The 21,872-nt window shown below is 49.4% G+C and carries 16 protein-coding genes, 1 tRNA gene and 1 riboswitch; of the genes, 13 read left to right on the top strand and 4 right to left on the bottom strand.

Annotation, left to right across the window (positions count from 1 at the left end; all coding sequences use genetic code 11):
- Positions 1 to 69 precede the first annotated feature (69 nt).
- Positions 70 to 273: riboswitch (cobalamin riboswitch) on the top strand.
- A gap of 279 nt (positions 274 to 552) precedes the next feature.
- The 4 genes from DWY63_RS05400 (at position 553) to DWY63_RS05385 (ending at position 7,962) form a co-directional block, all read left to right on the top strand.
- On the top strand, positions 553 to 4,341 hold the full coding sequence (locus tag DWY63_RS05400; RefSeq protein WP_117801549.1) for a hypothetical protein: 3,789 nt from the start codon (positions 553 to 555) through the stop codon (positions 4,339 to 4,341).
- Between the two features lie 79 nt (positions 4,342 to 4,420).
- Positions 4,421 to 5,785, top strand: coding sequence for an ABC transporter substrate-binding protein (locus DWY63_RS05395; RefSeq protein WP_243001845.1), 1,365 nt, complete (start codon positions 4,421 to 4,423; stop codon positions 5,783 to 5,785).
- Positions 5,786 to 5,796: 11 nt separating this feature from the next.
- Entirely contained in the window at positions 5,797 to 6,858 is a 1,062-nt protein-coding gene (locus DWY63_RS05390) for a FecCD family ABC transporter permease (protein WP_243001844.1), read from the top strand.
- 6 nt (positions 6,859 to 6,864) lie between these two features.
- Positions 6,865 to 7,962 carry an ABC transporter ATP-binding protein gene (locus DWY63_RS05385; protein WP_055220215.1) on the top strand — a complete coding sequence of 366 codons (1,098 nt, stop codon included), beginning with the start codon at positions 6,865 to 6,867 and terminating at the stop codon, positions 7,960 to 7,962.
- 573 nt (positions 7,963 to 8,535) lie between these two features.
- Here the strand turns inward: DWY63_RS05385 and trxB are convergent.
- Complete coding sequence (gene trxB, locus DWY63_RS05380) at positions 8,536 to 9,456, bottom strand: thioredoxin-disulfide reductase (protein WP_117510103.1); 921 nt, start codon at positions 9,454 to 9,456, stop codon at positions 8,536 to 8,538.
- Between the two features lie 59 nt (positions 9,457 to 9,515).
- Positions 9,516 to 10,841, bottom strand: a complete 1,326-nt coding sequence (locus tag DWY63_RS05375) for a hypothetical protein (protein ID WP_117801548.1) — start codon at positions 10,839 to 10,841, stop codon at positions 9,516 to 9,518.
- 205 nt (positions 10,842 to 11,046) lie between these two features.
- Here DWY63_RS05375 and dapF point away from each other — a divergent pair, with 205 nt between their 5' ends.
- Complete coding sequence (dapF, locus tag DWY63_RS05370; protein WP_117801547.1) at positions 11,047 to 11,895, top strand: diaminopimelate epimerase; 849 nt, start codon at positions 11,047 to 11,049, stop codon at positions 11,893 to 11,895.
- A 171-nt stretch (positions 11,896 to 12,066) separates the two neighbouring features.
- A complete protein-coding gene (gene nrdD, locus DWY63_RS05365) occupies positions 12,067 to 14,202 on the top strand; it encodes an anaerobic ribonucleoside-triphosphate reductase (RefSeq protein ID WP_022461695.1) in 2,136 nt (711 codons plus the stop codon).
- Positions 14,203 to 14,351: 149 nt separating this feature from the next.
- Here nrdD and DWY63_RS05360 read toward each other — a convergent pair whose 3' ends face one another.
- Complete coding sequence (locus tag DWY63_RS05360) at positions 14,352 to 15,719, bottom strand: MATE family efflux transporter (protein WP_117801546.1); 1,368 nt, start codon at positions 15,717 to 15,719, stop codon at positions 14,352 to 14,354.
- A 185-nt stretch (positions 15,720 to 15,904) separates the two neighbouring features.
- Here DWY63_RS05360 and DWY63_RS17940 point away from each other — a divergent pair, with 185 nt between their 5' ends.
- Together DWY63_RS17940 and DWY63_RS05355 are read left to right on the top strand one after the other, a co-directional pair.
- Positions 15,905 to 16,054, top strand: coding sequence for a hypothetical protein (locus tag DWY63_RS17940; protein WP_156327623.1), 150 nt, complete (start codon positions 15,905 to 15,907; stop codon positions 16,052 to 16,054).
- Positions 16,055 to 16,264: 210 nt separating this feature from the next.
- Positions 16,265 to 16,337 (top strand) — tRNA-Lys (locus tag DWY63_RS05355).
- A 211-nt stretch (positions 16,338 to 16,548) separates the two neighbouring features.
- Here the strand turns inward: DWY63_RS05355 and trmB are convergent.
- On the bottom strand, positions 16,549 to 17,199 hold the full coding sequence (gene trmB, locus DWY63_RS05350; protein ID WP_117801545.1) for a tRNA (guanosine(46)-N7)-methyltransferase TrmB: 651 nt from the start codon (positions 17,197 to 17,199) through the stop codon (positions 16,549 to 16,551).
- Between the two features lie 414 nt (positions 17,200 to 17,613).
- Here trmB and DWY63_RS05345 point away from each other — a divergent pair, with 414 nt between their 5' ends.
- From DWY63_RS05345 to DWY63_RS05325, 5 genes are all read left to right on the top strand, one after another.
- Positions 17,614 to 17,925 carry a hypothetical protein gene (locus tag DWY63_RS05345; protein WP_022461691.1) on the top strand — a complete coding sequence of 104 codons (312 nt, stop codon included), beginning with the start codon at positions 17,614 to 17,616 and terminating at the stop codon, positions 17,923 to 17,925.
- Positions 17,926 to 17,929: 4 nt separating this feature from the next.
- Positions 17,930 to 18,970: a V0D/AC39 family V-type ATPase subunit gene (locus tag DWY63_RS05340; RefSeq protein WP_022461690.1), complete on the top strand. Its 1,041-nt coding sequence runs from the start codon at positions 17,930 to 17,932 to the stop codon at positions 18,968 to 18,970.
- A gap of 11 nt (positions 18,971 to 18,981) precedes the next feature.
- Complete coding sequence (locus DWY63_RS05335) at positions 18,982 to 20,928, top strand: V-type ATP synthase subunit I (protein ID WP_308054128.1); 1,947 nt, start codon at positions 18,982 to 18,984, stop codon at positions 20,926 to 20,928.
- A gap of 127 nt (positions 20,929 to 21,055) precedes the next feature.
- A complete protein-coding gene (locus DWY63_RS05330) occupies positions 21,056 to 21,490 on the top strand; it encodes an ATP synthase subunit C (RefSeq protein WP_022461688.1) in 435 nt (144 codons plus the stop codon).
- Positions 21,491 to 21,540: 50 nt separating this feature from the next.
- A complete protein-coding gene (locus tag DWY63_RS05325) occupies positions 21,541 to 21,849 on the top strand; it encodes a V-type ATP synthase subunit F (RefSeq protein WP_055220228.1) in 309 nt (102 codons plus the stop codon).
- Positions 21,850 to 21,872: the final 23 nt, after the last annotated feature.

Below are 21,872 nucleotides of genomic sequence, written 5' to 3'. Positions count from 1 at the left end.
ATTTTATGCGCTTTTTCCGTGGCCTTTCATTTGACTTTCCAAAACGGCTTTGCTATAATCAGTAACGAATGAAATAAGGGACTTTTCAGTGCAGAACGGATTTGAAAAAGAATCCGCGAAGGTAAAAGAGAATCAGGTGGAAATCCTGAGCGATCCGGTCACTGTAAGCAGGGAGTGTTAGCTGCAGAAATGCCATTGTGCGAAACGCATGAGAAGGCGCGGCTGCCGTGAAGATCTGCGAGTCAGGAAACCTGCTGGAAAGGTTAGTGAATCGCTTCCGATGAAAGCATATATTCATGGAAAGATGTACGAAGTAAAATCGGACATCTGCTTTTTTGTCGCCATGCGTCCGAAAAAGAGCTCCGGTGGAGAAACTCTTTTGCAGAAAAAGCAGATGTCTGTTTGTCTTTTCGCAGAAAAAATGTGTCCTCAAAAACAAGATTACTTGCAGGGAGACATCATTGACGGGGACAGGCACCGCCCAGCTGCCTGAAAAAGTCAGACGGAATCCGGAGCAGATGCGCGAAGGAGATCCGAAGAAAAGGAGAAGTTATGAAAGGAAATTCAAGCAAATTTCTGGCACTGCTGCTGTCGGCGTCCATGATCATGAGCCCGACTGCCAGCGTATTAGCAGATACGCAGGAAAAAGCAGCACAGACAGAAAGCAGCGCAGCCGCAGAGGAAGCGCCGCAGAGCGAAGAAACAGCAGAGACGGCAGAACCGGAAACAACACCGGCAGAAACCGAGAGCAGTGAAAGCACTGCAGAGACTCCGGCAGAAGAGCCGACGGAAACACCGGCCGCGCCTGCAGAGGATCAGACACCGGCAGGATCTGACGAGACCGAGACACCATCCGCAGATGAGGATGCTTCGGAAGATACTGCAGAGGACACTGCAAAAGACGGTGAAGAGACTGCCGATACCACAGAAAAAGAGCCGGAAGCAGCAGATGAGACTTCCCAAGATGCTGAAAAAGAAACACCGGCAAAAGAAGAAACCAAAGATGCTGTAAAAGAGAATACCAGTCCGGCGGCAGAACAGCCGAAAACGGAAGTAAAAGAAACAACCAAAAATGAGGCATCCAATACAGCCGAGGAGAAAGAAACAAAAGCAGCGGAAGCAGCAAAACCGGCAGATGGTGAGTATGAGACTTCTGCAGAAGCAACCGGAAGCATGTTCCGTGTGATTTCTTCCAGACTCATCGTAAAAGATGGAAAACTGAAAGCATCCATTCTGCTGAGTGGAACCGGCTATGATTACCTGTATACGGGAACAGCAGCAGAAGCTGCCGCAGCAGATGAAAAGAGCTGGATTGCTCCGACAGGAAGCGAAACCTATACGGATACGAAGACCGGTGCAGAAAAGACCGGATATCGTTTTGAAATTCCGGTGGAAGAGCTTGACAAACAGATGGATGTTGCCGTTCGCTCAGCCAAGAAAAAAACATGGGCTGATAAAACCGTTACGATCCACAGCACCGATGCAATCCCGACGGTAACACCGGAACCAACCGAGACTCCAAGCGAAAATCCAGGTGAGGATTCCTCGAATAAGCCAGCCAGTGTAGAAGCACCGGTTACCAAAGAGGACGGCAGCGTATTCAAAATGTTCGTCATCTCCGAGGCAACAATGATCAACAAGGGCGATAAACTCGTTCTTACACTGAAAACAAACAACGTATCATTTGATAAACTGTATCTTGGAAAGAACGATGACCTTGCAAAAACACCGGCTATCCAGGGAATGCAGGAAGCAAACGGCGGTTATTCCTTTACATTTGAAGTAGATGCGGACAAAGCCGGCACAACCGTTCCGATCGTTCTTGGAAAGAAAGACGGAACCTGGTACACCAAACAGCAGCTTTATCTTGCAGTTCCGGGAAGCAAAACACCGGAAGTAACTCCGATACCGGAGCCGACCGAGACTCCGGTCCCGACTGCAACCCCGACTCCGAGTGAGACTCCGGTTCCAACCGCAACTCCAACTCCGGAACCGGCGAAAGTAGAAAACGGTATCTACAGCGGAACCGCGGAGACCGGCGCAGCTATGTTCAAAGTAGTCGGCGTAGAGCTGACCGTAAAAGACGGCGACATGAAAGCACGCATCACGTTAAGTGGTGTTGCCTACGATTATCTGTACATGGGAACACCGGAAGAGGCAGCTGCCACAGACAAGAGTGCATGGATTGCAGGCGTCGGCACCGTTGATTACACAACAGCAGACGGCGAGACGAAAACAGGAATGCAGTATGATATTCCGGTAGCAGCACTCGATCAGGCACTTGTTGTTTCTTCCCATTCTGCAAAACGGGATAAATGGTATGCAAGAACCATTACTATTGCATCTTCCAGTCTGAAAAAGACCGCAGATCTTCCGGCAGATGAGACCAATAAAGTAGCAGATGGTATTTACAGTGCAGAGGCAACAACTAATGCAGCAATGTTCAAGGTAGTCGGCGTAAAACTGACCGCGAAAAACGGAAAAATGACAGCAGTTATCACCTTAAGCGGAAGCGGCTATGATTATCTGTATATGGGAACCGGAAAAGATGCGGCAGCAGAGAGCGGCGCATGGATCGCTTCCACCGGAAAAGTGGACTACACCTTAGACGGTGAAACCAAAACCGGAATGCAGTTTGAAATCCCGGTAGAGGCACTTGATCAGGAATTTGCTGTAGCAGCTCATGCAGTAAAGAGCGGCAAATGGTACGACAGAGCCATCACGATTGCATCTTCCAGCCTGAAAAAGACCGGAGACCTTCCGTCGGATGACAACAAGGGCGATACTCCGAAACCAACCCTCGTTCCGACCAATACCCCAACCGTATCTCCATCTGAGACACCGGTTGTAAAACCCACCAGCACCCCGACTCCGGCACCGACCCAGAAACCGGCCGATACCAAACCGGAGCAGGAATCCAAATATGAGTCTGACTTAAGCGGCGGCACATCCAAAGTAGACAGTGCAACCACACTGGCAGACGGCGTTTACACACCAGACGGGTTCTCCTTCTCCGGCGGATCCGGAAAGGTAACCATCTCCTGCAGCAAGATTACTGTAACGAACGGACAGGCTTATGCAACGATCGCATTCAGCAGTCCGTACTACGGATATGTAAAAGCAAACGGAAATAAATACATGGCAAATGTCAGCGGCGGAAGCAGCATCTTCACCATTCCGGTTGAGCTGAACAAGAACAATACCATCATCGGTATGACCACCAGAATGTCCGTTGCCCATGAGATTTCCTACAACATCTTCATCTCCTTGGCAGCAGCAAAGAAGGGCGGCAGCACTTCTTCCAGCACAGGATTTGTAAAAGCAGACGGAACAATCTCCACGATCAGCACCGATAACTCCAAGCTGGATACCACCGCTCCAGAGATCATGGGACTGGAATACAAAGCAGAGACAAAACTTGCTTACGCAGAGTACTTCAAGATGTATCATTACGACGAAGGCATCACCCTGCTGGAGATCGATATGACAAAAGATACCGAGCGTGATCCGGAGAAACAGAACGAGGACGACAAGAAAGCAGAAGATACCGATACCGCAGCAGCGGAGGATACCGCAGCAGCAACCGACGAGGAAGAAGCGGCAGCAGCATCCGATTCCAAAAAGACCAGCACTGAGAAAGCGAAAGATCTGACCGAAAAGACAAAAGAGCTGTACGAAGGCAATGTTGTCAAATATCTGATCGTTCCGAAAGATGTTGAGATTCCGGCAGGACTGGACAAAGATATGATCGTGATCCAGCTTCCGGTTGAGAAAACATACGTAGCATCTGAGGATGCCCTGAAACTTCTCGATGAGCAGTTAGACGCAGCAGAGAGCATCAAAGCAGTCGGCATGGAGCAGAAAGACTGCCAGATCGAAAACATTGCAAAAGCAATGGAAGACAAAAAAATCTCCTTCGACGGAGCATTCGATGATCTGGACTACAAAGCTCTGGTAAAAGACGAAATCGATTTTGCAATTCTTCCGTCTGAGTTCCTTCCGGGAAATGCAAAAGATGAGGAAGATGCTGATGCAGCCGACGAGACCGCAGATACCAAAGCTGAGGATCAGAAGGACGATAAAGACGATAAGACAACGGATGAGAAAGCAGACGAAGACAAGACTCCGGAAGAACTTCTGAAAGAGGAAAATGAGCGTCTGTCCGACACCGCAGAGCGTCTGGCAACCCTGACCATTCCGATGCTGGTTGACCGTTCCGCAGACGAGAAGACCGATCTTGCGAAAGCAGAGTGGCTGAAAGTCTACGGCGTGATCTTCGGATGCGAGGATCAGGCAAACGAGCTGTTCCAGCAGATGGTAAAGGCAGAAGAGAATAAATAAGTACAATAATTTGCAGCAAAAAATGAGAAAGGGCTGCTGCCGTATGGCAGCGGCTTTTTCTTTAAGAAAGGAATATCAAATGACAGGAAAAAACGAAAGAAAGCTGAAAAAATGGGCTGCACTTTTTCTTGCAGCAGCGATGTCACTGACGGCCTGCGGCAGCACCGCATCAACGGGAAGCAGCACATCGTCCGCGTCGGGCACTTCGGCAGTTTCTCAGAGCAGCACATCCACAGCATCCGCAGCAGATGTTTCCGAAAGCCAGACGGAGAGCACATCCGTCTCGGAAAGTACGGCTGAAAGTGAAAGCACCTCCGAAGCCACTGCTGCGAGCAGCACCTCCGGGAGTGATACCGCATCCGCGGATGGTTTCGCAACGACAGACGATGTCAGCGACGCACCGGACATCACCGGAATCACCATCGAGAGCAAGATGGTCCTGAATTACGCCGAGTGCTTTAACGTATACTACTGCACAGACGGCTATAAACTGATCGATGTCAAAGACGGCGCGCAGTATCTGCTCGTCCCGGACGGAAAAGAGGCGCCGGATGACCTCGATTCCGACGTAATTGTAATCCATCAGCCGCTGGAACGCATCTACATGGCAGCAACCTCTCCGATGGCGCTGTTCGATGCCATCGACTCCCTCGATACGATTCGTCTCTCCGGTGAAACCGCAGACAACTGGTACGTACAGGATGCCGTTGACGCGATGAATGCCGGAACGATGATCTTCGCCGGAAAATACAGTGAGCCGGATTACGAACTTCTGGTCAGTGAGAACTGTGACCTGGCCATTGAATCCACGATGATCCTCCATTCCCCGAAGGTACAGGAGATGATCGAGATGCTCGATATTCCGGTCTTCATCGACCGTTCCAGCTACGAATCCCAGCCTCTTGGCAGAACCGAATGGATCAAACTCTACGGTGCCATGCTGGACAAAGAGGAGGAGGCAGCCGACTTCTTTGCAAGTCAGGCAAGTGTTGTGGAAAATCTGAAGGATTTCCAGAATACCGAAAAAACGGTCGCTTTCTTCTATATTAATACGAGCGGAGCTGCCGTTGTGCGGAACCCGGAGGACTATATTTCCAACATGATCGAGCTTGGCGGTGCGCGCAACGCCTTCCGTGATCTCCAGGACGACAGCGGAAAAACATCCGTGCCGATCACGATGGAGCAGTTCTACGATACGGCCGAAGATGCGGACTACCTGATCTACAACGCAAGCATCGATTCCACCGTCAAAACCCTGGACGACCTGCTGGCAAAGGATTCTATGTTTGCCGATTACAAAGCAGTCAAAGAGGGCAATGTCTGGACAACCGAGAAATCGATGTATCAGGCAACCGATAAAATTGCACAGTTTACCAACGACATTAACCTTCTGGTAACGGGCGGCGATCCGGATCAGATGGTATTCTTAAGAAAATTATCCTGATGGAGGAACGTATGTCAGAGAAAAAAAATATGACAGGAAAAGAGAACAGTTTCCATATGGAAAACTTCCGGCGCCGTTCGCGGTATGCCGCTGTGTTCCTGGTGCTGATTCTGGCGTTCGCCGCCATCACCGTGCTGAATATCAATTCCGGAAACGTAAATATTTCGATTCCGGAAATTTTCCGGATTCTGCTGCGGCGGACCGGAGAGGGGAAAGCGTACAATATTATCTGGAAAATCCGCCTTCCGCGTATTCTGATGGCGGCAATCCTGGGCGGTGCTCTGTCCCTGTCGGGCTTCCTTTTACAGACTTTCTTTGAAAACCCGATTGCCGGTCCGTTTGTTCTTGGAATTTCCTCGGGAGCCAAAATGGTCGTGGCGCTGACCATGATCTTTTATCTGGAGCGGGCGCGCAATATCACATCTTACACGATGATTGTTGCAGCATTCTTAGGATCCCTTCTCTCCGTCAGCTTCATTCTGCTGATGTCCCGGCGGATCAAAAATATGGCAGGACTTCTCGTCGGCGGTATTATGATCGGTTACATCTGCTCGGCGGTCACGGATTTTGTTGTCACCTTCGCGGAGGATTCCGATATCGTCAACCTCCACGGCTGGTCACAGGGAAGCTTCTCCGGCATGAGCTGGAGCAACGTAGCGATCTCTGCGGCTGTGATCGGCATCACCTTTGTCATCACGTTCCTGATGGCAAAACCGATCGGTGCATATCAGCTCGGTGAGGCGTATGCGCAGAGCATGGGTGTCAACATCAAAGTATTCCGCATCGCGCTGATTCTGCTTTCGAGTATTCTCTCCGCATGCGTCACCGCATTTGCCGGTCCGATTTCGTTTGTCGGCATTGCCGTCCCGTTCCTCGTTAAACAGAGCCTCGGCACATCGCGTCCGCTCGTCGTAATCCCGGGAACGTTCCTCGGCGGAGCCGTCTTCTGTATGATGTGCGACCTGATCGCGCGTATGGCGTTTGCACCGCTGGAGCTGTCCATCAGTACGGTCACATCAATCTTTGGTGCGCCGGTCGTCATTTTCATGATGCTGCGCCGGAAAAGGGGGTAAGAGAATATGAATGAATATTATTTTCATCTGGACCACCTGACGGTCGGCTATGATAAGAAGCCGCTGATCAAAGATATCTGCATCGGCATCGAAAAAGGCGAGATCGTTACGCTGATCGGACCGAACGGTTCCGGTAAATCAACGATTCTGAAAAGCATCACCCGCCAGTTAAAGCTGGTCGGCGGAAATGTGGAGTTTGACGGGAAAAACCTGCATGAGCTTTCGTTCCGCGAGTTGTCCACGAAGATGGCCGTTGTGCTGACGGAGCGCATGAAGCCGGAGCTGATGACCTGCCACGATATTGTGGCAACGGGCCGCTATCCGTACACCGGACGGCTCGGCATGCTGACCCGCGAGGATGAGGAGAAGGTCGAGAAGGCGATGCGCGCCGTTCATGCCGAAGAGCTCGGCGGCCGCGATTTCAACGCCATCAGCGACGGCCAGCGCCAGAGAGTGCTTCTTGCGCGTGCGATCTGTCAGGAGCCGGAGGTCATCATCCTCGACGAGCCAACTTCTTTCCTCGATATCCGCCACAAGCTGGAACTGCTCGCGATTCTGCGCCGCATGGCAAAGGAGAAGGGCATCACCGTCATCATGTCGCTGCATGAGATCGATCTGGCACAGAAAATTTCAGATAAGATCATCTGCGTCAAGGGCGATGCTATTTCCCATTTCGGCGCACCGGAGACAATTTTCCGCGAGGATATCATCCGCGAACTATACGAGATTGACAATGGTTCGTTTGACCCGTGCTTCGGAAGCATCGAGCTGCCGCGGCCGGAGGGAACACCGCGCGTCTTTGTCCTCGCAGGCGGCGGAACGGGAATCCCGGTGTTCCGGAAACTGCAGAAGGAAAATGTCCCGTTTGCGGCAGGCGTCCTGTATACGAACGATATCGATTACCAGCTCGCCCGCATTCTGGCGATGGAGACGGTAACCGAAGCACCGTTCCAGGAGATCAGCGACGAGGCATTTGCCCGCGCCTGCGAGCTGATGAAGAGCTGTGAACGTGTCATCGACACCGGCGTCCCGGTGGGCATGTGCAACCGCCGGATCGAAGAGCTGAGGGCAGAAGCAAAGCGGCTTGGAAAGCTGGCAGAGTAAAACAAAGAAAAATCCAATCAAAATCTCCTGTCTGGGAACGAAACAATCGTTTTCCGAACAGGAGATTTTCTTTTTGCAGCCATTGTAAAAACAGCAAAAGAACACGAAAAATGTAATATTAAATTGTACGAAAAATTCACACAATTCAAGTCAAAAACCAACAGAGATTGACACTTAAAAAGTCAAGTGCTTTATAAAATCTTTTGGCGAAATAACGGTTTTCTCTGTTATGACCAAAACACGCGTTCTGATTTCGCAAGATTTAAACACATGCTTTCCACACCGTTTTTCGTGGATAATGTGGATAACTCGGTGTATAACTTGTTTTTAGGCATGTTTTCGGTGGTTAACTATGTGGATAACTTGTGGACGGGATGTTTATAAAATTGGCCCGTGTGGGAAAAAACCGGTTTCTTTGTGCAATTTCGACAAAAAGAGGTTTTAAAGTTTTACACGACTGACATGAAAGGTTTTTCAGATTTCAGAAACTACGGAAAAACAGAAAAAAGCAGGCAGTTCTCCGTACAATACGAAGAATGCCTGCTTTTGCCGTATTCTATTCGAAAGAAGCCATCAGTGGCTGATCAGATATTTCTCTACCGAAGTCACACAGTTCGCGCCGTCGGCGGCTGCAGTGATGATCTGACGGAGCTGCTTCGTGCGGACATCGCCTGCGGCGAACACGCCCGGCACGCTCGTCACACCGTCTTCGCCGGCTTTGATGTAGCCAGCCTCATCGGTTTCTACGATGCCTGCGATCAGTGCGGAGACCGGAACGATGCCGACGGCAATAAACACGCCGTCTACCGTGATCACACCGGCTTCCCCTGCCTTTTTGTTCGTTACCTTCACGCCGGACACCATCTCGTTTCCTTCGATGGAATCCACAACCGTATCCCACACCATTTCCACATTCGGCAGTGCCAGCAGTGCATCCTGGAGAACACCGGCTGCCCGCAGTTCATCGCGGCGGTGGATCACGTAAACCTTTTTGCACGTTCTGGCAAGGAAAATCGCATCCTCCACGGCGACATCGCCGCCGCCGATAACGGCAACGGTTTTGTCTTTGAAAAATGCGCCGTCACACGTTGCACAGTAAGAGACGCCCATGCCGGAGAGCTCCTTTTCACCAGGTACATTTAACGCGCGGTGCTCCGCACCGGTTGCAAGAATGACCGTTTTGGCATGATACTCATTTTTTCTCGTGCGGACAATCTTGATCTCTTCGTCAAGAACAAGCTCCTTCACACGCTCACGGGAAAATTCCGCGCCCATTTTTTCAGCGTGTGCGCGCAGCGTGCTTCCGAGATCCATGCCGCTGATGCCCGGAAGGCCGGGATAGTTGTCTACTTCATAGGTATTCAGCACCTGGCCGCCGCTTGCAAAGTTTGCCTCAATCGTAAGAGAGGAGAGCTTTGCGCGTTTCGCATAAATCGCGGCAGAAAGACCCGCCGGGCCGGAGCCGATGATGATAACGTCGTATAAGTTTTCCATAAAAATCCTCGTTTTCGTCTGTAGTAAGCTGCCATGCAGCCATTTTTCTGAAAGTATCGTTACGGAGCCGGTGTTTCGGACGGTTCCTGACTGTCGGAAACGGAAGATGAATCTTCCGCGGAAGTTTTTTTGGCTTCTTCTTCCGGCGCTTCCGGCTGGTTGTGAACCACCTTGATGCTGCGTACCAGCTTCAGATCGTTGTCGATGCCGATTTCAGTGTAGTCCAGCTTTTCGTCATCACTATAGAATGTGTAGAGTGTCAGGTTACTATCCTCTTTTTCCGTTTTTTCTGATTTGGCATCCCCTGCCTTCGCCAGAAAATCGCTCTCGGAAGTGCCGAGCGTGATGCCGTTTGTGATTGAAATCGGAATCTTTGTCGTATCGAGATCGCCGTACAGCGAAGTAACAAAACAGTTGCGTACTGTCGTCGCCTCCGCGCCGTAATTATGTACGGTGCAGTAAAGCTTCTGACCGCCCTTTTCCAGCGTGACGTAGCCGTATTTTCCGTTTAAAACGGCCGTATCGGACTCTTTCGTATTGACGGTCCAGTCGTGGTCCAGAAGTTCACTGACCGGAACGGGAAGATGATAGAGTACATCGTCAAAGCGGACGGTCCAGTCGTTGATTTTACTGCTGTCGGCTTCCGGTGCCTGGTAGGCCTCCACTTCCGGTGTTGTGGCATCGCTGACACCATCGAGCGCTTCTGCATCAGCCGTGGTCGTAAAGTTCTGCATATCGAGGGAATACAGAATTCCCGTTTCGTTATCGAAGCCGAGCGTGATCGTCTGGTACAGCCCGTATTCATACGTGAACTGCACAGAGGTATCGGCCTCATAACGGTCCTTTGGCGCACCGTAGATGCTTTCCACATCCTCCATCAGCGACTGCTGCAGGGTGACGCCGTTCGGCAGGCCGACATAGATATTCTGACCCTCAGCGGTCGAGGTATCGATGTGAATGCCTCCGATCAGGCATTCCGCCACTGGCTTTGCCGTGGTGTCCGGATTGGCAATATCGACGGTAATCTGGTTTCCGTCCTTTTCAAAGCTTTCGCCCTCTGAGAAGGATTCCGGCTGGATTTCCTTTGTGTCGTCGCCGCTGTAGACCCAGCCAAGCGCTGTAAAATCCGCGTAGGATTCCGGAACTTCGTATGTATCGCCCCAGATGGCAAGCTGAAAACTGTTCAGGTTCTTCGAGAGATCCACATCGTATTCCGGAATCTCATCGGAATCGCCGGAGGCCGCCAGATTGTCTTTGGGGTCGTCATCGTCGGTACTCTGACTGATGGTTGTGATCGGAATCGTTTCTGTTTTCTTTCCGCAGCCGCTCGTTCCCACGAGGAAAGCGGCAAATACTGCTGTTAAAACCCAACGGTATTTTTTCATCAAAACCTCCTCATAATAAATGGTTAAAAATATTTGAGAGTTACTTCATGTAAGTAACGATATCAGTTCCCCCTATTCTATCACATTCCGCTTCGTTTTCCAATGTCTGAAGCGGATTTGAGAAAAATGGTTTTTCAAAAGCGCGGTACGGAATACATATTTAGTAAGGAACTGGAAAGGGCAGAAGTCTGGGAGGAGGCTGTGTATGCGTTTTACAAAAATGCAGGGCTGCGGAAATGATTATATCTATGTAAATGCCATGGAGGAGCGGGTGGAGAGTCCGGGACGGCTGGCAAAAGCGGTAAGTGACCGCCATTTCGGCATCGGCGCGGACGGGCTGATTCTGATCGGGGCATCCAAAACAGCAGATTTTTCGATGGAAATGTACAACGCCGACGGCTCGAAGGGCGCGATGTGCGGCAACGGCATCCGCTGTGTGGGAAAATACGTGTACGAGCATGGGCTGACGAGAAAAACGACGCTGACTATCGAAACCGGCAGCGGAAACCGTGTGATTCATCTGCAGACGGGGGAGAATCCGAATAAGATCTGTCAGGTGACAGTGGAGATGGGAACGCCGGAATTCCGCGCCGCACAGATCCCCGTTGTTTCTCTGGGGGAATATGTGCTGGAGCATAAAATTACCGTGTGCGGGGAAAATTATACGATGACCTGCCTTTCGATGGGAAATCCGCATGCGGTGATTCCGGTGGAAGATGTGGAAAAAATATCCATTGCAAAGACCGGTTCCGCTTTTGAACACCTTTCCTGCTTCCCGGACCGTATCAATACAGAGTTTATCCAGACTTTAGATCAACACACAATAAAAATGAGAGTCTGGGAACGTGGGAGCGGTGAAACGCTGTCCTGCGGAACGGGAGCGTGTGCGGCAGCCGTCGCGGCGAGGCTTTCCGGCTGTGTTTCGGAGGGAGAAACTGCCGTAGAACTGCGCGGCGGCAGGCTTTTCGTTACATGGGACCGGACGAAAAATAAGGTCCTTCTGACCGGCCCGGCCGAGACCGTTTTTGAAGGAACGCTTGCAGAACGAATTTGAAAAATGCAGATTTCTGTCTGCACGAAAGAGCAGTATGCAATATTCTGAAAATAAAAACTTACAGGAAATGCCTTTTCTTTTCAAAAGAAACATGCTACAATATGTGGTGCCCGCTACAAGAAAAGGGTGGGGGACACACAAGATATAGTGTTTGAATTGGAGGACACCACAATGGTTTATATTATCAAAAAGGACGGCACCAAAGAAGAATTCGACGCGCAGAAGATCGTCCGTGCCGTAAATAAATCCGCACAGAGAATCCTGTATACCTTCTCACAGCAGGAGATTGACTTTATCTGTAAGTTCGCAACCGAGCACGTATATTCCCTTGGAAAGACCGAAATTCCGATCAGCGATATGCACAATATCGTGGAGGGAGCACTCGAAAAAGTAAACCCGGCTGTGGCAAAAAGCTACCGCGATTACCGCAATTACAAAACTGATTTTATCCATATGATGGACGAGGTCTACACGAAGAGCCAGTCCATCCGCTACATCGGCGACAAGAGCAATGCCAACACCGACAGCGCCCTCGTTGCAACGAAGCGAAGCCTGATTTTCAACGAGCTGAACAAAGAGCTGTACCGCAAGTTCTTCATGAACCGCAACGAGCTGCAGGCCTGTAAGGACGGTTACATCTACATCCACGACCAGTCCGCACGTCTCGATACCATGAACTGCTGTCTGTTCGATGTCGGAAACGTTTTAAAAGGCGGTTTCGAGATGGGAAATGTCTGGTACAACGAGCCGAAGACACTCGACACCGCATTTGATGTCATGGGCGATATCGTCCTCAGCACCGCTGCACAGCAGTACGGCGGCTTTACCGTGCCGGAGGTGGACAAGATCCTTGCTCCGTACGCACAGAAGAGCTACGATTACTACGTAAAAGAGTTCCTGAAATATACCGACGCATCCTGGGAGGGTGCACAGGAGAAAGCCATCGAGTATGCGATCGACAAAGTAAGAAGAGAGTGCGATCAGGGATGGCAGGGAATTGAGTATAAACTGAACACTGTTGGATCTTCCCGCGGTGATTATCCGTTCGTTACCGTGACCCTCGGCCTTGGAACGAGCATGTTCGAGAAGATGATTTCCATCTCCCTTCTTGAGGTCCACAAAAACGGACAGGGCAAGAAAGGCCACAAAAAGCCGGTGCTCTTCCCGAAAATCGTCTTCTTATATGACAAGGCAATTCACGGAGAGGGCGGCATCGCAGAAGATGTCTTTGAGGCAGGACTTGACTGTTCCTCTAAAACCATGTATCCGGACTGGCTGTCGATGAGCGGCGAGGGCTACATCGCCGAGATGTACAAGAAATACAAGAGAGTCATCAGCCCGATGGGATGCCGTGCTTTCCTTAGCCCGTGGTACGAGCGCGGAGGCATGGAGCCGGCAGATGAGAACGACAAACCGGTCTTTGTCGGACGTTTCAACATCGGAGCCGTTTCCCTTCATCTTCCGATGATCCTGGCAAAATCCCGTTCCGAGAACCGCGATTTCCACGAAGTGCTTGATTTCTACCTCGAGATGATCCGCGATCTGCACAAACGGACCTACGATTACCTCGGCGAGATGCGTGCATCCACGAACCCGCTGGCTTACTGTGAGGGAGGTTTCTACGGCGGCCACTTAAAACCGTCCGACAAGATCCGCCCGCTGTTAAAGCCGATGACCGCATCGTTCGGTATCACGGCGCTGAACGAGCTGCAGGAGCTGTACAACGGAAAATCTCTTGTTGAGGACGGACAGTTCGCACTTGACACGCTGAAATATATCAACGACAAGGTTGCCGAGTTTAAGAAAGAGGACGGCATCCTCTATGCGATCTACGGCACACCGGCAGAATCCCTGTGCGGCCTGCAGATAGAGCAGTTCCGCAAACAGTACGGCATCGTCCGCAACGTTTCGGACCGCCCGTATGTGAGCAACAGTTTCCACTGCCACGTAACCGAGGACATTACCCCGATCCAGAAACAGGATCTCGAGGGACGTTTCTGGGAGCTCTGCAACGGCGGAAAAATCCAGTACGTGCGCTATCCGGTCGGCTATAACAAAGGCGCGATCAAGACACTGATCGAGCGTGCGATGGAGCTTGGCTACTACGAGGGCGTCAACCTGTCCCTGGCTTACTGCGATGACTGCGGCCACCAGGAACTCGACATGGATGTCTGCCCGGTCTGCGGTTCCAAGAACCTGACAAAGATCGACCGTATGAACGGCTATCTTTCCTACAGCCGTGTCCATGGCGACACACGTCTGAATGAAGCAAAGATGGCGGAAATTGCAGAGAGAAAATCCATGTAATCATCCATGAAATAATCAATGGAACAATCAATGGAATAATCAAAAGCCTCTGAGAAAAGTCCGGTGTGAATGTGACTTTCCTCAGAGGCTTTTTGGGTATTGTATCCGGTGGAAGCTGCCGGCGGCAGGGACTGCAGATGATGTGAGAATTAATCTTCGACATCGCGGGTAATATTTCGAACCCAGATGTACTTTTTATAATGATGATAAACGGCAGGAAGCTTTACAATTTCATCGAGATTTACAATGCAGTAAACCACCATAACCGGAAGCTTCAGCCAGAATGCGGCAAGAAAGCCAAGCGGTACAGAAAAGCACCACATAGCGCCGATGTTTCCCTGCATATCAAATTTCGCATCGCCTCCGGCACAAAAGATACCGTCGAGAACGGTGGTGTTGACCGATTGTGCCATCAGGTTCAGACCGCAGAAGAGAAGCATGTACTGCAGGTACTCGGCTGCGGTATCGGAAAGTGGGGCAAAATGAACGATGGCTGGGGAAATAAGCATCAGCAGGCCGCCGGTCACAATGCCGATGGCAATGGAGAGATGGCTTAAACGTCCTCCATACTCACGGGCTTTTTCCAGCTCGTTCGCGCCGAGCAGATTTCCGATCAGAACCCCGGCACCACCGCTCACACCGCGGATCAGGCAGGAGAGAAGGCTCTTGGCAATCGAGGCGATGGAGTTTGCCGCAACGGCATCGCTTCCCATATGTCCCATGATAACGGAGTACAGAACGTAGGCAATTCCCCAGACGAGGGAGGCCGCAAGCACGGGAAGCGTGTAGCGCCAGAAGTCTTCTGAAAGTATTTTCCCTGCGGAAGAGAAGAGGCGGTTCCAGAGAATCCGTACACGCTCCGGTTTCTTTGTCTCGAGATAAGCCCAGATCAGTTCCACAACGCGGGCAGCTACCGTTGCATAAGCTGCTCCGCGGATCCCAAGTGCCGGAGCACCGCAAAGACCGTAGATGAGGATGGCATTTAAAATGATGTTCAGTACAACCGCAGTGGAACTGATGCGGGAGCTGACTGCTGCATGACCGGTGTTTTTCAGCAGGATCAGATAGACCTGCGAAATACCGCAGAGTACGTAGGAGAGTGCAACAGCGCGTAAATACTGGCTTCCGCTTGCAACCAGGGCCGCATCATTTGTAAAGATGCGCATCAGCATTTCGGGACAGAAACCGGCAAGGATGGTAAACAGGCCGGAGAACAGCAGGTTGGTGCGAAGTGCGATCGGAATCACTTTTTCGATCGAAGCGGCATCCTGTTTCCCCCAGTACTGCGCTGCCATAATACCGGCGCCCGCCGCGATGCCTGAGATAAAAAGGCTCAAAACAAACTGCACCTGCCCGGCCAGCGAAACCGCCGACAGCGAGGTCTGGTCAATCCATCCCAGCATGATTGCGTCCGTCGCGCTGACGAGAGCCAGCATAAAGTTCTGAATCGCAATCGGGAGGACGAGGAGCTTTAATTTCTGGTAAAACTCATCCTTGAAATTCATTCGTGTTTTCATAAAATTCCCCCAAAATAGTAAGTGATATTAGATGGTATTCTGCTGTATTATAACGGAAAGAAAATGGGAAAACAATGGCTAAAACAAGCTATTTTCTGGTCATTTTTGACATTCCCTGTATAATATAGAAGAAAAAGAACTTTTCCGGTGCCCGTGTCCGGTACGCCGGAAAGTGGAGAAGAAGTTTGATCAGAAAATCAGGTTTCCTTCAGCAGAAACTCCAGGATTTCTGCTATCAGAATAAATATGCCGGCAGCGGCTGTCTTTATAAAATCCAGAAATCCATGCAGGAGCTGGAGAAGCTTTTGAAAAAGAAAGATAAGAAACGGAAGTAGGTTCGGCTGCCATTGGAGCCGTCATCGAAACAAACGGAAATATACGAAAAAATTGTGAAATTTAATAGAATTATAAGACCTGTTTTCGCTGTTTTTAACAAAAGTAAAGAAACAGTGAAAAAAAGGTTGCTTTTTTCGGCAGAATCCTTTATAATCTTATTTGTGTTCAGCGAGTGGATCATCCAATGAAACACAGAAAAACAAAAGTAAGCGCCTTTAGCTCAGTTGGTAGAGCAGTAGACTCTTAATCTATTTGTCCAGGGTTCGAGTCCCTGAAGGCGCATCGAAAGCACTGTTTTTGCAGACCTGAGAGCTGCGGGGACGGTGTTTTTCTTGTTTTACAAGCAAAATACCAAAAGTCTGTGTATCAACTTTTTTACATTGCGATAGAAACAGAGAAAAACCGGCAGCGGAGCGGTCTTACTTTTCAAGAGACCGTTCTGCTGCCGGTTTGTATTTTGGATGGGAATCAAATCATTTGCGAAAGCATTCCGCTACAGAAACCGTGCCTCCATCTTACAGATCGGGTTTCCAATTGAGGAAAACTTCTCCTCATATTCCGTCATTACATTTCCTTCTGAGAGAACCACATCGTGGTGCAGATCGTATGTGAATGCAGTGAGTTCCCATCCCTCTGCATTTTTCATCTCTTCAAGAGAGAAGTCAAACAGATCTTTATTATCGGTTTTGAATTCCAGTGTTCCGTCCTTCTTTAAAATCTTCTCGTACCGTGCAAGAAACTCATGTGACGTCAGTCTCCGCTTCGCATGGCGGTCCTTCGGCCACGGATCGGAGAAGTTGAGGTAAATGCGGTCTACCTCGCCCTCAGCAAACACTTCCGGAAGCTGGCGTGCATCCATGCGGATAAAGAACAGGTTTTTGATTTCCGTCTCCAGTTTTTCCCGTTTCTGTACTGCGCGGAGCAGCACGCTGTCGTACATTTCAATGCCGACGTAGTTGATTTCCGGATGCAGAACCGCCATATCCATCAAAAAGCGGCCCTTTCCCATACCGACCTCAATATGAATCGGATTTTCATTTCCAAAAATTTCAGCCCACCGTCCCCGGCAGCTCTCCGGCTCCTGCACAACGAACGGACAGGAAGCAATCACATCTTTTGATCCTCTGATATTTCTAAGGCGCATATGCGTAAAATTCCTTTCTTAAGTGATAAATATTAGAATAAAAGCCGATCATATCCAGTATATCATAGCTCCCGAAAAAGCAAAACAGAAAAATCCCGTTTTCAAATTTTCAAAGTTTTCAAAATACTGTATACAATATCAACCTGCACATAGCATTTCTTATCAGCAATATGACAATCGGATTGGATCCATATCGAAATCATATGAGGGACCATCTTTTGGCTATTGAGATTGGAAGAAAAAATATGACCCATTGTCTATTTTTAATTAAAAAGTCGATCGAAATCCCACTTTTTTTTACGATTTCAATATGTCAACTTTGGAAAAAAAGGTGTAGAATACTAACAGCAAAGATGCGGGGAGTTTTCCTCGTCTTTGTTGTCTTTTAAATAAATAAGGAGGGAAAGCGATGCTATGGAATCTGTAATTAACAAACTTGCAGAGATCGAAACGGCTGCTACTAAGATTATGCAGGCTGCCGAGAATCAGAAGAAGCTCCAGGACGAGCAGCAGGAAGAGCGGATTGCAAAATTCGATGCAGATCTGGAAGCGGAAACGGCAAAGCGGATTGAAGAGATCACAACAAAACTTCATTCTACTACAGATGCGGATCAGAAAAAGCAGCGGGACTCTGCCGCCGAACTTCTATCTTCACTGGACGCTTATTACGAACAGAATCACGGAACACTGTCCACGCAGATTTACGAAAACATTATAAGGAAGTGAAACGATGAGCGGTCTATTATCCTACAGCGGCCTTACCACAAAGATAAGAGCCATGCAGAGCCATCTTTTAAACGACCAGAATTTTCGGGAAATCGTGGAACTGGAGAGTGTACCGCAGGCAGTTTCTTACCTCAAGCAGCATAAAGGCTATGAGGATCTGTTTGAGGGCTACAACGAAGCTGACCTTCACCGAGGTCAGATCGAGAAAATGCTGCGCCTGACGGTATACCGGGATTTTTCCAAGCTGTACCGTTTTGCAAATGTGGAGCAGAGAAAGTTCCTTGCGCTCTACTTTAAACGATACGAAGTGTCCGTTATCAAAGAATGCCTGAACACGGTATTTGATCACCGTGATGTGGTATTGAACCTGTCCATATTCGACGAGTTCTTTAACAAGCATTCCCAGCTGGACATCAATCTTCTGGCGTCCTCCAGGACGATCGAAGAACTGATTGCGAACCTGAAAGGGACAGAATATTATGCCCCGTTGTCGCAGCTCGCGGATATCGAGCGTCCGACCCTGTTCGACTATGAGATGACCCTGGATCTGTATTACTTTGCACAGATGTGGAAAGACAGATCAAAAGTAGTGACAAAGCGGGATCTGGAAGAGCTGACCGCTGCATGGGGAAGCAAGTTTGACATGCTGAACCTTCAGTGGATCTACCGTTCCAAACGCTATTATCACATGACCAGCGCACAAATCTACGCCCTGCTGATTCCGGTTCATCACCGGCTGAAAAAGGATGTGGTAAAGGCACTGGTAGAAGCCGAGAATATGAGTGCATTTTCCCAGCTGCTGGAACAAACCTATTATGCGAAACGGTATGATTCCTTCAAGGTCGATACGCTGGAATCCATGTATGCAGCCATTATGAAGCACATACTTTCCAGTGAATCCAGACAGGATCCTTATTCCGTTGCCACAATATACTCATACCTCTATCACAAAGAGCACGAGGTAAACCGGCTTATTATTGCACTCGAGTGCGTACGTTACCGTATCAGCGCTGACGAGGCAATGCAGCATATCGCAAAAACTTAATACACGGGGAGGTGTACTCATTGATTGTCAAGATGAAATTTTTGAGCATCACCGGGCCGAAAGCCGACATTGACCGTGTGGTCAACACTTATCTCTCAAAATATGAGATACATCTGGAAAACGCTCTGACGGAGCTGTCTACGATGCAGAATATCACACCGTATATCCAGATCAACCCATACAAAGAGACCTTAAAACAGGCGGAAGATTTTACAGCACTTCTGCCGGAAGACAAGCGTACCACCACGAAAAGACTTTCCCTGGAAGATGCCATCAACTGTGTCCATGGTTTGGATCACACCCTTGGCCAGTTGAACCAGGAGCGTACAGAACTGGAAGCAAAAAAGAAAGACTTGATGGAAAAAGCACAGAAAATCGAGCCGTTCCAGGATCTGCACTGCAATCTTTCCTCCATTCTGGATTTCCACTTTATTAAATTCAGATTCGGAAAGATCACAAAAGAGTATTACAACAAATTTGAGAGCTACTGCTATGAGAACAGCGATACGGTATTCTACCGCTGCCATTCCGATGAGCAGTATGTATGGGGCATTTACTTCTGCCCAAGAGATCAGGTCACGAAAGTGGACGCCGTATTCTCATCCCTGCACTTCGAAAGAATCTACGTTCCGGACGAGTACAGCGGAACGCCGGAGGATGCTTACGCAGCACTTCAGGCAGAAATCAAAAAGACAGACGATGCACTCAGCGAGTGCTCACGGAAACTGGCAAAATGCCTTTCGGATTCCGCAGAGGATCTGGTTGCAGCAAAAGAGCAGCTAGAGCAGCTCTCCGGCAACTTTGATGTCCGTCGCCTGGCAGCCTGCACGAAATCCAAGAAGGAAACCTTCTATATTCTGTGCGGCTGGATGTCGGAAAAAGATGCCGCTTCCTTCCAGAAGGACATCGAAAATGACACAAATCTCTTCTGCTTCATCGAGGATGATGCAAACAACGTTCTGCGTCAGCCGCCGACAAAGCTGAAAAATCCGAAAATCTTCCGTCCGTTTGAGATGTACGTGAAGATGTACGGACTGCCAAATTACAATGAAATTGACCCTACGATTATCGTAGGACTCACCTATGCCTTTATTTTCGGAATCATGTTTGCCGATGTAGGACAGGGATTGTGTCTGCTGATTGGCGGCGCACTGCTGTACCACTACAAGAAGATGGATCTGGCAGCGATCATGAGTACCTGCGCGGTATTCTCTGTGATCTTCGGATTCTTGTTCGGCAGCTTCTTCGGATTTGAGAATGTCATACCGGCCCTCTGGCTGCATCCGAAGGAAGCGATGACAACGCTTCCGTTCATCGGTTCGATGAACACCGTATTTGTCGCAGCGGTTGCATTTGGTATGTTCATGATTCTGACAGGAATGGTTCTGCATATGATCAATGCAGCAAGAAACCATAAGCTCGGCGAGCTTCTGTTCAGCCAGAACTCCCTGGCAGGCTTCATTTTCTACGGAGCCCTTGCCGTTACACTCGTTCTCCTGTTCAGCGGCCATAAAGCTCCGGCTGTCGGCGTGATGGTAGTCATGTTCGGTATTCCGCTTCTTGCGATCTTCTTAAAAGAGCCACTGGAGCGTATGGTAGAGAAGAAGGGCAATGCATTTCCGGAGACCGGAAAGGGAATGTTCTTTGTACAGGCATTCTTCGAACTCTTCGATGTGCTTTTGAGCTACTTCTCCAACACAATTTCCTTTGTCCGTGTCGGCGCATATGCAGTCAGCCATGCGGCTATGATGGAGGTTGTCCTGATGCTCGGCGGAGCAACAGGCGGCGGCAGCATCAGCTGGCCGGTTATTGTTCTCGGAAATGTCTTCGTTGCCTGCCTTGAGGCACTGCTGGTAGCGATCCAGGTACTGCGTCTGGAGTATTACGAGATGTTCAGCCGGTTCTATGAAGGAGATGGAAAACCGTTTGTTCCGTTTTTGAAAAAAGGCGAGAAATAAAAGAGGATTCAGAGCCATGCAAAATGGAAGCGAATATGGCGGGAAGCTGTATCGGGAAAAAGTGAAAATGGCTCCGGATCGCAGCAAAGAGTAAATTTAATGAATTAACTTCAGGAGGAAAACTATTATGAACTCAGCATTTGTACAGGTACTTACTGCAATCGCAATGGTATTAACCATCGTTGTTCCTATGACTTATTACTTCAAAGGTGAGCACAACAAAAATCGTTACAAAAAATCTCTGGCAGCCAATGTAAGCGGCTTCTTCGGCCTTCTGCTGATCGCAACCGTTGTTTCCTTCGCAGGCGCAACAACTGCATCTGCTGCAACAGAAGCAGGCGCTGGTCTTGCAACCGGTCTTGGTTACATCGGTGCAGCTCTTGTTACAGGTCTTTCCGGTATTGGTTCCGGTATCGCCGTTGCATCTTCCGCAAGCGCAGCTCTTGGAGCAATCAGCGAAGACGGCAGCATCTTTGGTAAATCCATGATCTTCGTAGCTATGGCCGAAGGTATCGCTCTGTATGGTCTGATCATCTCCTTCATGATTCTTGGTAAACTTTGATTCCAAAACCGGAAGGTATTGATCTTCACCTTAAGTTGGAGGAATCATAAATGAAAATGTTCTTGATCAGTGATAACGTAGACACTCAGACGGGCATGCGCCTGGCCGGAGTGGAAGGCGTTGTCGTTCATGAGCGCGAGGAGCTTTATGATACACTGCAGAAAACACTGGCAGACAAAGAGATCGGAATTATTCTCCTTACAGAAAAGTTCGGGAAGGAATTCCCGGACATTCTGGAGGATGTCCGCCTCAACCATAAGCTTCCGCTGCTCATTGAAATTCCGGACCGTCACGGTACCGGAAGAGCGCCGGACTTTATCACTTCCTTTGTAAATGAATCTATTGGATTAAAACTGTAAGAATGCCCTGGAGGTGACACACA

This window comes from Blautia sp. AF26-2, assembly GCF_003460955.1.
GTDB classification, from domain to species: Bacteria; Bacillota; Clostridia; order Lachnospirales; family Lachnospiraceae; genus Fusicatenibacter; species Fusicatenibacter saccharivorans.
This window is presented reverse-complemented; position numbering and strand designations above follow the sequence as displayed.

Coding starts and splice junctions, on each gene's coding strand:
- trmB (WP_117801545.1), bottom strand. CDS start 17,199: ATGCGCCTTAGAAATATCAGAGGATCAAAAGATGTGATTGCTTCCTGT.
- DWY63_RS05340 (WP_022461690.1), top strand. CDS start 17,930: ATGAGCGGTCTATTATCCTACAGCGGCCTTACCACAAAGATAAGAGCC.
- DWY63_RS05325 (WP_055220228.1), top strand. CDS start 21,541: ATGAAAATGTTCTTGATCAGTGATAACGTAGACACTCAGACGGGCATG.
- DWY63_RS05390 (WP_243001844.1), top strand. CDS start 5,797: ATGTCAGAGAAAAAAAATATGACAGGAAAAGAGAACAGTTTCCATATG.
- dapF (WP_117801547.1), top strand. CDS start 11,047: ATGCGTTTTACAAAAATGCAGGGCTGCGGAAATGATTATATCTATGTA.
- DWY63_RS05400 (WP_117801549.1), top strand. CDS start 553: ATGAAAGGAAATTCAAGCAAATTTCTGGCACTGCTGCTGTCGGCGTCC.
- DWY63_RS05385 (WP_055220215.1), top strand. CDS start 6,865: ATGAATGAATATTATTTTCATCTGGACCACCTGACGGTCGGCTATGAT.
- trxB (WP_117510103.1), bottom strand. CDS start 9,456: ATGGAAAACTTATACGACGTTATCATCATCGGCTCCGGCCCGGCGGGT.
- DWY63_RS05375 (WP_117801548.1), bottom strand. CDS start 10,841: ATGAAAAAATACCGTTGGGTTTTAACAGCAGTATTTGCCGCTTTCCTC.
- DWY63_RS05395 (WP_243001845.1), top strand. CDS start 4,421: ATGACAGGAAAAAACGAAAGAAAGCTGAAAAAATGGGCTGCACTTTTT.
- nrdD (WP_022461695.1), top strand. CDS start 12,067: ATGGTTTATATTATCAAAAAGGACGGCACCAAAGAAGAATTCGACGCG.
- DWY63_RS05360 (WP_117801546.1), bottom strand. CDS start 15,719: ATGAAAACACGAATGAATTTCAAGGATGAGTTTTACCAGAAATTAAAG.
- DWY63_RS05330 (WP_022461688.1), top strand. CDS start 21,056: ATGAACTCAGCATTTGTACAGGTACTTACTGCAATCGCAATGGTATTA.
- DWY63_RS05345 (WP_022461691.1), top strand. CDS start 17,614: ATGGAATCTGTAATTAACAAACTTGCAGAGATCGAAACGGCTGCTACT.